The 14,443-nt window shown below is 63.2% G+C and carries 11 protein-coding genes; 4 read left to right on the top strand and 7 right to left on the bottom strand.

Features of this window, described 5'->3' with window-relative positions; all coding sequences use genetic code 11:
• Positions 1-24: 24 nt before the first annotated feature.
• Positions 25-1,287 (bottom strand): MFS transporter, encoded by a 1,263-nt coding sequence (locus VHD36_13000; GenBank protein HVU88230.1) that lies wholly within the window; start codon positions 1,285-1,287, stop codon positions 25-27.
• A gap of 408 nt (positions 1,288-1,695) precedes the next feature.
• Between VHD36_13000 and VHD36_12995 the strand changes: the two genes are divergently transcribed.
• Positions 1,696-2,409: a class I SAM-dependent methyltransferase gene (locus VHD36_12995; protein ID HVU88229.1), complete on the top strand. Its 714-nt coding sequence runs from the start codon at positions 1,696-1,698 to the stop codon at positions 2,407-2,409.
• Positions 2,410-2,513: 104 nt separating this feature from the next.
• On the top strand, positions 2,514-3,269 hold the full coding sequence (locus VHD36_12990; protein HVU88228.1) for a polyprenol monophosphomannose synthase: 756 nt from the start codon (positions 2,514-2,516) through the stop codon (positions 3,267-3,269).
• 304 nt (positions 3,270-3,573) lie between these two features.
• Here the strand turns inward: VHD36_12990 and VHD36_12985 are convergent, their stop codons facing one another.
• From VHD36_12985 to VHD36_12965, 5 genes are all read right to left on the bottom strand, one after another.
• On the bottom strand, positions 3,574-4,305 hold the full coding sequence (locus tag VHD36_12985; protein ID HVU88227.1) for a platelet-activating factor acetylhydrolase IB subunit: 732 nt from the start codon (positions 4,303-4,305) through the stop codon (positions 3,574-3,576).
• A gap of 189 nt (positions 4,306-4,494) precedes the next feature.
• Positions 4,495-4,722, bottom strand: coding sequence for a hypothetical protein (locus tag VHD36_12980; GenBank protein HVU88226.1), 228 nt, complete (start codon positions 4,720-4,722; stop codon positions 4,495-4,497).
• A gap of 56 nt (positions 4,723-4,778) precedes the next feature.
• Positions 4,779-5,771, bottom strand: coding sequence for an FAD binding domain-containing protein (locus tag VHD36_12975; protein HVU88225.1), 993 nt, complete (start codon positions 5,769-5,771; stop codon positions 4,779-4,781).
• Positions 5,771-7,975 (bottom strand): xanthine dehydrogenase family protein molybdopterin-binding subunit, encoded by a 2,205-nt coding sequence (locus VHD36_12970; GenBank protein HVU88224.1) that lies wholly within the window; start codon positions 7,973-7,975, stop codon positions 5,771-5,773. Before VHD36_12970 ends, VHD36_12975 begins: the two co-directional genes overlap by 1 nt.
• Positions 7,968-8,591, bottom strand: coding sequence for a 2Fe-2S iron-sulfur cluster-binding protein (locus VHD36_12965; GenBank protein ID HVU88223.1), 624 nt, complete (start codon positions 8,589-8,591; stop codon positions 7,968-7,970). The genes VHD36_12970 and VHD36_12965 overlap by 8 nt, the downstream gene beginning before the upstream one ends.
• 330 nt (positions 8,592-8,921) lie before the next feature.
• On the opposite strand from VHD36_12965, the gene VHD36_12960 reads away from it, so the two are divergent.
• Positions 8,922-9,638, top strand: a complete 717-nt coding sequence (locus VHD36_12960) for a DUF1080 domain-containing protein (GenBank protein HVU88222.1) — start codon at positions 8,922-8,924, stop codon at positions 9,636-9,638.
• Between the two features lie 161 nt (positions 9,639-9,799).
• On the opposite strand, the gene VHD36_12955 is transcribed toward VHD36_12960, so the two are convergent.
• On the bottom strand, positions 9,800-11,560 hold the full coding sequence (locus tag VHD36_12955) for an adenylate/guanylate cyclase domain-containing protein (GenBank protein ID HVU88221.1): 1,761 nt from the start codon (positions 11,558-11,560) through the stop codon (positions 9,800-9,802).
• A gap of 282 nt (positions 11,561-11,842) precedes the next feature.
• Here VHD36_12955 and acs point away from each other — a divergent pair, with 282 nt between their 5' ends.
• Entirely contained in the window at positions 11,843-13,798 is a 1,956-nt protein-coding gene (gene acs, locus VHD36_12950) for an acetate--CoA ligase (protein HVU88220.1), read from the top strand.
• Positions 13,799-14,443: the final 645 nt, after the last annotated feature.

The raw sequence follows: 14,443 nt of genomic DNA, 5'->3' as shown, positions 1-14,443 counted from the left end.
AAAAGTACCGAGTGGAGCGCGGGGCTAGCCGCGCGATTTGCCAAGCGCGGCGAGCGCCGCGGTCGGGCGGGGGGCAACCGATATCGCCTTGTCACGCGATAGGGCGTAGACGATCGTTGACGTGCCGATCATGGCCGCCACGGCAACGAACATCGAACCGAATTCAGGCAGACCCACGCGCGGCGCGTAAGAGACGATGCCGCCGGCGATCGGCGAACCGACGAGCGTTCCCAGGTCGAAAAATGTCAGCACCAGCGTCGTGGCCAGGCCGCGATTGCGCGCCGGAAACGCCGCTGTTCCCTCGGCGATCACCGAGGGGAACAACAGAGCGTGCGCCACGCCGAGCGCTGCCGCTGGTACGCACAGCAGCCACTGATTGCTCGCTAGCGTAAACAGCAGCATGCCGGTCACCATGAACGCCAGCCCTAAATACAGCACGCGGCGATTGCCAAGGCGCGCGGGCAGTCGGCGGGACATGAAGCGCGCGGCGAACGCCGTCGGCGCGTAGACGGCGAAGAACAGCGCGATGCCGGGAATGTTCAGCGATTCGGCGTAAGGGCGCAAAAACGTGCCCGGCAGCCCCAGGCCGAACCCGGTGGCAGCCGAGACCAGCAAAACGGCGCCGGGATGATAGCGCCGCAGCAGGCTCCAGGCCGAGACGTGGCGCGAGCGGCGCTGAAAACTGTCATGCCGCGTGGCGAAGACCGCCAGGACGACGTTGATCGTTCCCAGTGCGGCGCAAACGACGAACATCAGTTGCAAACGGCCCCAAGTCATGGGCGCGCCGCCCAACATCACGTCCCCTAGCCAGGTCCCAAGCACCATGGCGAGAAAGCCTGACGTGCCGAGCATACCGACCATTTCGGCAAGGCGCGATACCGGCGCCCGCGCCGAGATAAACGTAATCGACGCGCCGAAGAAGCCGGCAAATGCGCAGGCGTAGAGGATGCGCAACAGAAAAATCAGCGGGCTTTCGGCGCTCGTAACCAACAAGTGGCCCAGGCAACTGGTCACGAACATTAAGCCGGAGACGATCCACATTTTTCGCGGGCCGTAGCGATCGATGCCGACGCCCTGGGCCAAGCGCATGGCCAGGCTGCCGATCATGCCCACGCCCACGATGGTGCCCAACAGCAGCTCGCTGCCGCCGAGAAAGAAGACGACGTCGGCATAGCGAAACAGCAGGCTGTGCCCGATCATGATCGAAAGATTCGCGACGTACGTCAGCCAGAAGGCGAGATCATACGTGGCGCCGTCGCGCGCGGGATCACTGTTCCTCGAGTCCACGCGGGACGCCGAGGTAGCGTGCTCGAACGGCGCGGCGCGACAAATCATCGGAGCGGAAAGGGGCGGGAAGCGAACGGTTGGCCGGAATCGCTTGATTATAGGCACCCAGCCGCACTCCTGGCAGGGCGCTGCGGCGGCAATTTGGTCAGCGTCCGAGCTCGCCTGCAAGTGCCCGCAACCACTGCATGCTGCGCCTTCCGGCGATTTTGCCGAAGTGCCGGTAGACTCGCTTGTTTGCCGGGGAAGTGCCGCAATGGGCGGGGCGATTAGCCGTACGGATGCTCTCTATTTCTGCGAAAAAATCCAGGCGCGGCGTGCGGTGGACACGTCACGCCGAGTGCTGCTAAGATTCTGCCCCGTCGGAACCGTGATACGGAAATCACATTCCATCGCACACGGATGGGCAACGTGGACTACTCGAAAAACACCGTTAACAGCCGCAATCCCGTCAAGCGTTGGCTGCATCGATCGCGGCTCGAAGCATCGGTCAAGTTGCTTCGCCTCGGCCCGCGGAGCCGCGTGCTCGATTACGGCTGCGGCAGCGGCGAGCTCTCGCGCCGCATCAGCAAGAGATTTCCTCAAACGCAGATCGTGGCCTTCGATCCGGCCGACGATCTGTTCAGCCAGGCACGACATCGCCTGGCGGATTGCCCCAACGTGCTCGTGACTCGCGAACTGGACATGCTGCCGGGCACGTTCGACCGCGTGGCATGTCTGGAGGTGCTGGAACACCTGCCGCCGGTCGAACTCGAGGCGGCGCTCTTGGACATTCGCGTCGCTCTGGCTGCCGATGGTCTGTGCCTGTTCACCTTCCCCATCGAGCACGGCGCCATGTCGCTGGCGAAGAACGTCTACCGGATTACCACCGGGGGCGATCCTTATCCCTCGCTCTCGAGCACCGCCCGGGCGTTCTTCGGCTTGCCGGTGCCGCGGCAGGCAAGCGCCAACTTGAACGATTGCCGTTATATTTACTCACACCTCGGATTCGATTGCCGCGCCATGCTCGCAACAATCGGAAACGTCTTCGCGATCGAGGACGTACACGTGCTCCCGCTGGGAACCGTGACCCTGGGGATGGGGAATGGCCTGGCCGTCGTCGCTCGCCCGCGGCAAGAGTCTTGAACTAGGGTGGACAACAAGCATCGCGGGACGACGGGCACGCCTCCTCAATCACGTGGCAGTAATTGCACCCGGCTCCGGCCTGACCGCCGGCCTTCGAGCGGATCATGACGCGGACCCTGGTTGTCGTCACGACCTATAATGAGCGCGAGAATCTGCCTTCTTTGGTCGATGAAGTTTTCGCGCACGCGCCACAGGTCGACCTGCTGGTCGTTGACGACAATTCGCCCGACGGCACCGGTGCCTGGGTTCGCGAGCGTGCCACGGGCGAACCACGCTTGAAGCTGCTCGCCCGACCCGGCAAGCAAGGGCAGGGGAGCGCCGTCGTTGCAGGTTTGCGCTATTCGATCGAACACGGCTACGACGCCGTGGTATCGATGGACGCCGACTTCAGCCACCACCCGCGCTACATTCGCGATTTGCTGGCGGGGTTGGAAGGCGACGCGGCGGCCGATGTCGTGATCGGCTCGCGCTATGTGCCGGGCGGCGGAGTCGAAGGATGGCCGCTGCGCCGCCGGCTGATGAGCCGCGCCGTGAACGTCTACACGCGCCTGATGCTCGGATTGCGGGCCCGCGATTGCAGTGGGGGCTTCCGCGCCTATCGCGTGGCGCGGTTAGCCCAGCTCGATTTCAGCCAAATCATTTCGACCGGCTACTCGTTTCACGAAGAATTCCTGTGGCGCGTCAAGCGTCTCGGCTGCCGCATTGCCGAAACGCCGATCGTCTTCGTCGACCGGGTGAAGGGACATTCGAAGATCAACATGCACGAAGCCCGTACCGCCGTGCGCGTGATCTTCAAACTGGGCCTGCAAAATCGCTTCGGCCGCAAGCCCGATTGCGATCGTTCTAGGCGGGGTGACTGACAGCAGCGGAGTGCATCCGCGGATTGCGCAGATTTCACAGATCGGGAAGAAAGACGAAGGCGCCAGCGCCGACGGACAGCCCAAACATTTTGCCGAGGGCCGTTCAGGTTGTCCTGCTGCACAAAGAATGCAGGCGAGACGCCTGCACCACAGTAGGATGTCGATGCGACACCAATTGTGGTGCGGCCGTCTCGGCTGCACGGATCGACATTCTTGGATTACGAAACGCCTTTGTCGCCGTAATCGCCATCGCCGATCCGCGAAACCTGTGGATTATCCCTTCCGTTTGGAGGCCATGCTCCCGTTACTTCCCGTGCGGCTTGTCGCCCAGCAATTCGCAGACGGCCGGCTCGATCGAGCTGGCCCAAATCTCGTAGCCCTGTGGGCTGAGGTGCAACAGATCGGGCATGATCTCTTTCGACAGCGTGCCATCGGCCGCGAGGAACTTCGGACCGATATCGAGATAAAACACGTTCTTGTCGTCGGCCACGGTCTTGGCCAGTTCGTTGGCCTTGATGTTCACCTTCCGCTTGTCATCGTTCGGATCGGCACCGCGGGGGAAGATGCCCAAAAGCAGGATCTTCGTCTGCGGAAGCTTGTCGCGCAGCTTGGCGACGATGGCCTTGATGCCGGCGGCAATGTCTTCCGGCGAGTCAGTGCCCGAGTTGTTCGTGCCGATCATGATCACGGCGAGCTTGGGCGTGATGCCGGCGATATTGCCGTTATCGAGCCGCCACAAGACGTGCTGCGTGCGGTCGCCGCCGATGCCCGCGTTCATCGCCTTGCGGTCGCCGTAATACTTGGCCCACGCCTCTTTGCCAGGACCTTCCCAGGCTTGGGTGATCGAGTCGCCGAGGAAGATCACGTCGACCTCGCCCGGCTTCGCGCGGCTATTGATCAGCTCCTGCCGCTGCATCCAGCCGCCATCGCGCGGCACGGGTACCACCGTGGCCGGCTGGTTGTCCGCGGCCCGTGCGGCAGCGGGTGTCATGCTAACAAGGCCAAGCAGACAGATCACGTGTGAGAGGTGACGCATGGTGCAGGCTCCAAGTGCGGCAGGCGGGTTCGCGGGGGGAAAAAAAGACAGATTCACCACGGGGACACGGAAAAGAAAGAAAATGATGAATGCAAAATGATGAACGATGCGTAGGTCGCCGCCGCGGCAGTTCATTTATCATTCTGCATTCTTACTTCTGCATTTCTTCTCCGTGGTGCCATTCAGTTTTCAAACAGGGGCGACGAAGCAGCGGCGTCCGGCGATGCACAGGTTGCGCTCGACGAAGTTGTCGTCGGGGCCCAAGGCGTGCTGCGTCACGTTGCACCAGCAGTGGCCGTCGCCGACCTGGCCGTCCTCGACCGCCGGGTTTTGACAGCCGGTGATGTACATCCCTTTCGAACGCAAGTGCTGGCAGGCGCCGGCCGCGTCGACCGGTTGGCTTTCGAGTGTCGACATGCTGTGATTCCTTGCTGAAAAGAGGCCGATCATCGCACGGTGATCGCGCGACGGCGTTAGATTTCGATTCCCCCGGTCTCCAGGCCCGCAGCCCGCAAGATCGCGCGGCGGACCGCGACGCTTGCCAGGCGCACTTTGTAGGCGTTGTCGGCTAGCGGGGTGGCGGCTTCGATCGCGGCCTCGCCGGCGGCGCTCGCCGTATCGAAGTCCACCGGTTGACCAATGATCGCTTGTGCCGCCGCGTACGAGACCCACGGCGTTGGCGCCACTTGCCCGAGCACGATCGTGGCGTCGCGCACGACGCCGTTGTCGATTCGCAGGCTGGCCGCGGCGCCGACGAGCGGGAAATCGGGTCCGGCCGACTGCCGTACTTCGTACGTGGCGTTGGCCAATCCCCGCGCCGGCAAAAGGATGTGCGTGAGCAACTGGTTCGGGCCGATCACGTGTTCGCGCTGGCGGCCGTCGCGCGGCGTCCGGAACAAGGCTTCGACCGGGATGGTGGCCTGTTCCTGGTCGCTGGGGCCGATGATCCGCACCTGGGCCCCCAAGGCGATCAAGGCCGGCGCGATGCGCGACGGCGAGACAAACTTCGCCGGTCCGGCGTTACCAAAAATCGCGTGGTACCGGCTGTCGCCCTCGACGATGCGCTTGCCGGATTCAGCCAGCAGGCCGTGCCCACCGCGGAAGTACCAGCATTGCGGGCGCTGCAACAGCTCGCCGCCAATCGTCCCTTGCGCTCGCAAGGTATCGCTGTTGATGCCGTCGATCGCCTGGCGGATCGAGGGGAATTGATCGAGCTCGGGCGAGTCGAACAGCTCGTCGAGCGTGGTCGTTGCGCCAATCGAAACACCTTGCGAATCGGCCGAAATGCCGCGCAAGCTCGCCACTTCGGTGATGTTCACCACGCGCCGCGGCGTGACAATCATCTTGGCCATGAGCGGAACGAGATCGGTGCCGCCGGCCAATAGGGCCGTCGCTTCGGCGTCGTCGTCCAATAGTTCCAGCACGCCCGTGGCATCGGTTGGTGCCGCATATTCAAAAGGTTTCATCAGGCTTTCCTCGCTCTTTCCAGGGCTTCGAGGACCCGCTTCGGTGTCAAGGGAAGAACCGGGACGCGCACGCCCAGGGCGTTGCACACGGCGTTCGAGATCGTGGCGCCCGGGCTGATCACGGGCGGTTCGCCCAGCCCGACCACGCCGCGGCTGTATTCGCTGTCGGGCTCGTAAATCTCGACGACAATCTCGCCGATGTCACCCAGGCGCGGCAACTTGTAGTCGGCGATCTCGGCGTTCAAGAAGGCGCCGCTCGTGGGATCGAGAATGCGCTGTTCGAACAGCGCATAGGCGATGCCCATGATGGCGGCGCCGTACATCTGGCTTTTGGCGCACTTGGGATTGATCACCAGGCCCATGTCCTGCACGAGGACGAATTTCTTCATGCGCACGACGCCGGTGTCGCGGTCGACCTCGACCTCGGCCATTTGCACGCCGCCGACTTGCGAGCTGGAGAGCCCCTGATCGTCGCGGCGTTTAAATTCGCCTTTGACTTCCAGTGGCATCATGCCCAGCAGGCTGCACGCCTCTTTCCAGGAAAGCGACTTCTTGGCGTCGGCTTTAACCAGGATGCGGCCATCCTTGGCTTCGAGATTGTCTGGCTCTGTTTCGAGCTTCTTGGCCGCCAGCTCGAAGATCTTGGCCAGCGCGTCCTGCGCCGCGCGGCGCGTCGATTCGCTCACGCTGGCGATCGTGACGCTGCCGCCCGAGGCGGCGCTCGGCGGGTATTTCGAGCTGCCGATATTCACTTTCACGGCCGCCAGCGGCAGGCCGAACGTTTCGGCCGTGATGATGCCGATGGCCGTGCGTGTGCCGGTCCCCAGATCCTGGCTGCCGAGCGTTGCTTCGACGCCGCCGTCGGGGTGGATCGTGATTAGCGTATTCGACGGCTGTCCGCCGCCACCCCAGGTGTGGATGGCCATGCCCAGGCCGCTGACGACCGAGCCTTTCTTCGGGCCCTTGCCGTGCGGGTGCCACTTGTCTTTCCAGCCGATCAGCTTGGCCGCGATTTCCATCTGGGCCTTGTAGACGTCCTGCTTTTCGTTCGAGACGCTCGGCAGATTTCGCAGGAAAACGTCGTAGCTGTTCAGCCCGAGCTTCGCCGCGATATCGTCGTAGGCCGTCTGGCTCATCGCGCAGGCTTGCGGATGATTCGGCGCCCGCCAGGCCCGCGACGGGCTGGCATTGGTGATGATGGGGGTTGCGCGGCGGCGGCGGTTCTTGGGATTGAAGACGTATGGAATCACACCCTGGTCCACACCGCCGGCCGTTGCGCCGAAGGTGCCCCAGTGCTGCGAGTCCCACACCTTCACCACTCCGTCCTTGTCGGCGCCGACGCGGACGTCGATGTAGCCGCTCGGGCGGCAGCCGGCGGTTTTCAGCTCAATATCGCGATCGAGCATCAGCTTCACCGGCCGGCCTGTTTCCTTGGCGATCTTGGCCGCAGTGACGTTGAAGTTGTCGACCTGGAACTTGCTGCCGAATCCGCCGCCGATGAAATCGCAAATCACGGTCACGTCGCCCGCCGTCACGCCCAGCGGGCTGGCGAATTGGCCGGCCGTGCCCGAGACGTTTTGCGTCGACAGGTACGCGATGAGCTTGTCGCCCTCCCACTGCACCGTGGCGCCGTGAGGCTCGAGGCACATGTGCGTGATGACGTCGATTCCGTAATGCCCTTCGACGACGACGGCCGACTCGTTCAGCAGCCGCTCGATTTCCTTTTCAGCGAACTCGTCTTCGTCGTCATCGTCGCCGGCTTCCTTTTCCAACTGTACGTTCTTGGCGACCTTGCCGGTGCGCCCGGCCGCTTCGGCCGCGGCCAGGTCGTTATCCTTCACGAAGACGTCCAGCGGTTCGACCTCGACCTTGATCGCCTTGAGGCCTTCGGCCACGGCCCCTTCGCTTTCGCCCGCCACGGCCGCGATCGGATCGCCCTGCCAGCGCACCTCGTTGCCGGGCTCTTTCATCGCCATGCACTTGACGACGCCGGGAATTTTTTCGGCGGCACTAAAGTCGATCGACTTGATCTTGCAGTGCGCGTTCGGCGAACCGAGCACCCGGGCGAGCAACATCTTGTCGAGCACGATGTCGTAGGCGTACTTGGCGGCGCCGGTGGCCTTGGCCATGCCGTCGATGCGGTCCGTCGGCTTGCCCAGAATTGCCGTGGTGCCCTGTTTGGGCCAGGAGTATTTCTTAGCCACGTGCGCCCCCTTTCACCACTTCCATGGCGGCCATGATGACGTTGGCGTACGTGCCACAGCGGCATAGATTGCTGTTCAGACCCTTGCGAATCTGCTGTTCGGTGGCCTTGGGATTTTTGTCGAGGAAGGCCCGCACCGCCACGACGAAGCCCGGCGTGCAGAAGCCGCACTGCATGCCATCGTTGTGAACGAAGGCCGTGGGCACGGCGTCGGGCTTGTTGCCGCCCAGGCTCTCGACGGTTTGAATCTTCTTGCCGACGCAAGCCACGGCCAACACCGTGTTGGCACTGGCCGGCTTGCCGTCGATGATGACCATGCTCGCGCCGCTCGAGTCGTCGACGCTCACCGGCTTGGCGCCGGTGAGGTTCAACTTGTAGCGCAGCGCTTCGAGCAGCGTGGTGCGCGGCTCGACCGTGACCTGCCGATCGGCGCCGTTGACCTTCAGCTTGATGGTGGTCGGACCGGGGCCAAGGACTTTTGCCTTGTCATCGGCCGCCGCGGCGACGCCGCCGCCGGTGGCCAAGGCCGTGGCCGCTGCCGCGGCGCCCGAACCTTGCAAGAACGCCCGGCGACTGACGCCCGAGGCGCCGGCACGGGAGGATCGTTCGTCCTTCATCAGAAGAGACCTCCGCAGGTCAGAGTGGTAAGACCGTGGAAATTCGCCATGCGCTGTCACCCCACGTGCGGTCACGCATAACGCGTCGAATTTTGGGAGGATATGTCGCTCGCGGGATCCGTCCCCTTCGCGCTGGCGATTGTAGCCGGTCGCGAAGCCACTGCAAACAAATCTCCCCTCGTTCAACCCTCGTTCACCCCTGGGGCCAACTTGCGACGCGCTGCCAGGGTGCCTACGATGGCTTCATCTCACCCCCACGGCTGTACGGGTCGCGCACGAGTCGGCACGCGATTTCGTCGGCTGTCTCACCTTTTGAGTGGACCCGCGAGCATGACACTTCTTGCGATCCGATTTCCGCTGGCCTTTTTCCCTGCCGCGTTGGCCGCGGCGCTGTTGTTCGCCTCTGGCGCGCAAGCGGCCGATAATCAACCGCCCGCCGGCTTCACGGCGCTATTCAATGGTCGCGACCTGACGGGCTGGAAGGGGTTGCCGAAAGGGGACCTCGAAAAACCAGCCAATCGCGCGAAGGCCACGCCCGATGCGTTAGCCGCTGCTCAAAAACAAGCCGACGAAGAGATGCGGGCCCATTGGATCGTCGAAGACGGCGTGCTCAAGTTCGACGGCAAGGGGCGCAGCCTCTGCACGGCCAAGGACTATGGCGATTTCGAATTGCTCGTCGATTGGAAGATTCTTCCCGACGGCGACAGCGGCATCTATCTGCGCGGCTCGCCCCAGGTGCAAATCTGGGATCCAGCCAGCAAGACGGCCGCGGGTGTCGGCTCGGGCGGACTGTTCAACAACCAAAAGAATCCGTCCAAGCCGTCGAAGGTGGCCGACAAGCCGATCGGCCAGTGGAATACGTTCCGCATCAAGATGGTCGGCGACAAGGTCAGCGTATGGCTGAACGACGAGCTGGTCGTGGATAACGTCGTGCTGGAAAACTATTGGGAGCGCGACAAGCCGATCTATCCTACCGGCCAGATCGAGCTGCAAAACCACGGCAACGACTTGTACTTCAAGAATATCTATATTCGCGAGCTGAAGTAGCGCGTTTGTCGCCGCAACGGAATTCGCATTTGCGTTCCAGCCTATTCAGCCGCCGAGCTCGCTCGGCGGCTTTTGTTTGCGCGGCGACCTGCGTGCGGCATGAAGCGCCGAGCGAGCTTGGCGGCTAAGTAGAGTGAACGCAGTGTTCACTGCGTTCCGAATCACTTGTGCACGAAATCCAGCACCGGCTCGAATTTCGTTGGCCGGGTCTTCAGGCAGTCGACCGCCCGGCCGATCAACGTCAGGCTCGGCACGTCGTAATGGTTGGGCTGCTCAGCCACGAGCGGATAGAGCGTGCGGCAGGCGTCGGCCCAGTGGCCCGTTTCGAATTGCGCAAGCGCCGATTCATACGCATCGCGCCGCGCATTCCACTGCGGATCTTCGCCGGCGGAATGCAATTCGAACACATCCAGCGGCGAGGCGATGCCGACGACCCGCACCCGACATAGCCGCCGCGTCGCAAAAGCGCCATGAAGTTTCTTCCAGGTCGACTCGCTGACAAGCGCGGCGACCCCCAGTTGCTTGGTCAAACCTTCCAGCCGGCTGGCCAGGTTCACGGCATGCCCCAGCGGCCCGTATTTGAAACGCCGCCGGCTGCCGATGTTTCCCACCCGGGCCACGCCGGTGTTGATGCCAATGCCGATTCCAAAGGGCGCGCCCAAGATGCCCTGCCAATCGCGGTTCAGGGCGGGCAGCTCGTCGATCATCGCCAAGGCCGCGCGGCAAGCGAGTGTCGCGTGGTCCGGCTGAATCGCCGGGGCGTTCCACATCGCCAACAGGCCGTCGCCGATATAGTCGACGACCACGCCGCCATGATCGGCGATCCGCGCCGTGAGCCGTTCCATCACGTCCCCGACCAGGCGGCACGTTTCCTCGGGCGAAAGCCGCTCAGACAGGCCGGAAAAGCTGCGGATGTCGCTGAACAGCGCCGTCACTTCGCGATCGCGCCCTTCGAGCAAGGTTGGATCGGCCTGCAATTGATTGGCGAGCGCCGAAGAGAAGAATTGCTCGAACTGCACGCGCGATCGGGCGGCCTCGGCTTCTTTCTGTTGCCGCGCCAGACCTGCGCCGACCGCTGCGGCCAATAGCTGCACGAGCTGCGCTTCCAGCGGCTCGATCACCGAGCCGGCGGTGCCGATCATGCGATAGCGCTGACCGTAAACCGCACCGACGACTTCGCCGTGCGGATCGAAAATCGGCGAAACGACCACGGCTTCGATGCCGGTCAGGCTTTGCGTCGTGGCCACGTCGAGCGTGCGGAAGAATGTCCGCTTTTCTTCGATCATATGCGCAAGCGCCGTGCGGCTGAATTCCAGCGGCCGGCCCGCGTGCCGCGCAAAGCTGGCCACCACCTCCCAAGCTTCGCCGCGCCGCAACAGGACCTGCGCGCCGTCCAGCCCGATGAGCTGGACCACGGCCTTGACGGTTTCCTCGTAGAACTCGGCGGAGCCGGCGGCGGCCCGCTGCACGGAAATCACGGTTTCGAACCATTGCGTCAAGCGTTCGGGCGTGAGTGGCTCGCGCTCGTCGACCAGGTTCAGGGGCGCGACGGTCGCCTCGGCCACGCGCGCCGGCTGCAGAATGGTCTGCCACGAGGTGGGGCCTTCGGCCCGCGCCATGTTTTCGAAGCGGATGTGCGTGGTGCCGACGGTGATTTCCAGCGGCAGATCGAAATCCTCGACCGCCGTCACTCCCAGTTGCCGTCCGCAGCCGGCGATGTGGATGGGGGTGTGTCGGCTGAGATTTTCGAGGTGCAGCCGGCCTTGCTCCTCGGTGACGCGCAGCTGATCGCGCGACACAAAGGGATCGTCGATCACGACGCGATCGTGCCCCCCCTGCATGACCCGGCCAAACTCCAGTGGCCCGGCCGCGTGCGACAGCTCACGCTGCTGGCGGCTATTGTGAATCGTGATGCGAAGCATGTCTTGATCCGCACGTTTCCGGCTTGCGGCCGACGGCGAGACGGCGCCGGCCGAAAGTCCTGTTTATCCGCGTTAGGCAGCCTGCCGGCGCCCCTCAAGACTACGTCGGGAATCCCTACCGACGCAAACCCAACTTCCGCCGACTTTGCCAATTCTCGGGCTCGTTCGGCGAATCGTTGACACTCCGTGGCGGTACTCCTAGACTCCAAAATTCGCTTGTCGCGGCGCGTTCTCCTTGGACGCGCATTCCTGGACGAGCGAGCACCGCGCGGGAGATAAGTGATGTCGGCACAGTCGGGCGGACGAATCGACACGGTAATGCAAGAGGACCGCGTATTTGCTCCGCTGCCGGAGTTCGCGGCTAAAGCGCGCATCGGTTCGCCGGCCGCTTATGACGAAATGTGGCGCGAGGCGGCCGCTGACATCGACGGCTTTTGGGCCAAGTTCGCCAGCGAACTGCATTGGTTCAAGCCCTACAAGAAAGTGCTCGAGTGGCAGGAACCATTTGCCAGGTGGTTCGTCGGCGGTCAGACGAACGTTTCGTACAACTGCCTCGACGTACATCTCGCCAGCGCCCGCCGCAACAAGGCTGCCATCATCTGGGAGGGCGAGCCCGGCGACGCGCGCGTGCTGACGTATCAGATGCTGCATCACGAGGTTTGCAAGTTCGCCAACGTCTTGAAGAAGCTGGGCATCGGGACGGGGGACGTCGTTTCGATTTATATGCCGCTTGTGCCGGAGCTGGTGATCGCGATGCTGGCTTGCGCCCGGATCGGTGCCATTCACTCGGTCATCTTCGGCGGCTTTTCCAGCGAAGCGATTGCCGACCGCAACAACGACGCCCGGGCGAAGCTCGTGATTACCGCCGACGGCGGCTGGCGCCGCGGCCAGCAATTGGCGCTGAAGGCCAACGTCGACGAAGCGTTAACCAAAAGCCCCACGGTCGAAAAGTGCGTGGTGCTACGCCGGATCGGCAACGAAGTCTCGATGAAGCCGGGCCGCGACCACTGGTGGGACGAGTTGATGGCCGAATCGTCGGCCGCTTGTCCGGCCGAGCCGCTCGACAGTGAAACCCCGCTGTTCATCCTGTACACCAGCGGCTCGACCGGCAAACCGAAAGGGATTAAGCACACCACGGCCGGCTACCAGCTCTACGCCAAGAAGACCACGGAATGGGTCTTCGACATCCGCGACGAGGATGTCTATTGGTGTACGGCCGACTGCGGCTGGATCACGGGCCATAGCTACGTCGTCTACGGACCGCTGGCATGCGGCGCCACGGTGATGATGTACGAGGGCGCGCCGAACTGGCCTGACGAGGGACGCTTCTGGGAAATTATCGAGCGCTACCGCGTGTCGATCTTCTACACCGCGCCCACCGCGATTCGCTCGTTCATCAAATGGGGCGATCGCTGGGTCGATCATCACGATCTTTCCAGCTTACGCCTGCTGGGCACGGTTGGCGAAGGAATCAATCCCGAGGCCTGGATGTGGTATCACCGCAAGATCGGCCGCGAGCGCTGCCCGATCGTCGATACCTGGTGGCAGACCGAAACGGGCGGAATCATGATGAGCCCGTTGCCAGGCGCCATCGCGACCAAGCCCGGCAGTTGCACCAAGCCTTTGCCCGGTATTGTCCCGGCCATCGTCGATGAGCGCGGACGCCCGGTCGAAGCGGGGCACGGCGGGTGGCTTGTCATCACCAAGCCCTGGCCCGGCATGCTGCGCGGCATCTGGGGAGACGACAAACGCTACGCCGAGCAGTATTGGCAAAAGGTCCCCCACAACTACCTGGCCGGCGACAACGCCCGACAGGACAAAGATGGCTACTACTGGATCATGGGGCGCATCGACGACGTGCTGAACGTCGCCGGTCATCGGCTGAGCACGATCGAGATCGAAAGCGCCCTGGTCAGCCATCCGCTCGTGGCCGAAGCCGCGGCCGTCGGCCGGCCCGACGACGTGAAAGGAGAGGCCGTGGCGGTGTTCGTGACGCTCAAGTCCGGCGAAGCGACGAGCGCTTTGCGCGACGAGTTGAAAAAACACGTGCGCAAGGAAATCGGCGCCCTCGCGCAGCCCGACGACGTGCGCTTCACCAACGCCCTGCCCAAAACGCGCAGCGGCAAGATCATGCGCCGGCTGTTGCGCGACATCGCGGCCGGCAAGGAAACGGTCGGCGACACCACGACGCTCGAAGACTACGGAGTTCTCGCAAAGCTACGCGAGGACGACGAGTGAAGGGGATGCCGAAAGACACGAGCCGGCAGCAGGCAGTCGGCAGCAGGCAGTCGGCAGAGGGCAGTCGGCAGCGGGCAGTCGGCAGCGGGCAGTCGGCAGCGGGCAGTGAAGTAGTAACGAGGACGAGGAGATTTTTTGCCACAGAGATCGCCGAGGGCACCGAGAGGACGAGAACGAGGAAGCCGGAACAGGAGGAGCCCAATGGCCCTACTTAGCCGCCGGGCTCGCCCGGCGCGCGTGACGCAATCGTCCGCGGGCAGGACGAATGTCGAAAATCAAATGTCGAAGGAAAACTAAAAGTTCAAATGTCGAATGTGCTTTGGCAGCCGTCGGGCGCCGGTATCACGTGGGTGTTTCGTCATTCGGACATTTGGATTTCCTTCGACATTTGATTTTCGACATTCGTCATTAATCTTCACTGCCCTCTGCCCTCTGCCCTCTGCCCTTTGCCCTCTGCCCACTGCCCTCTGCCCTCTGCCTACTGATTACCGATTACCGATTACCGATTACCGATTACCGCCCACTTTTCCCCTGGAAATCAGGCCACCGCTTCGCGCATAGTGACGCGTAGCCGATTTCGGCCTGAGTTGTCTGTGGTTTGGTACGGCGGCGTTTGGCGTTATGTGGTGTGGTTCTTGCCCTTTC

The sequence above is a fragment of the Pirellulales bacterium genome, assembly GCA_035546535.1.
Taxonomy (GTDB): domain Bacteria; phylum Planctomycetota; class Planctomycetia; order Pirellulales; family JACPPG01; genus JACPPG01.
The sequence above is the reverse complement of the archived record's forward strand: the minus strand, read 5'-3'. Positions and strand labels throughout refer to the sequence as shown.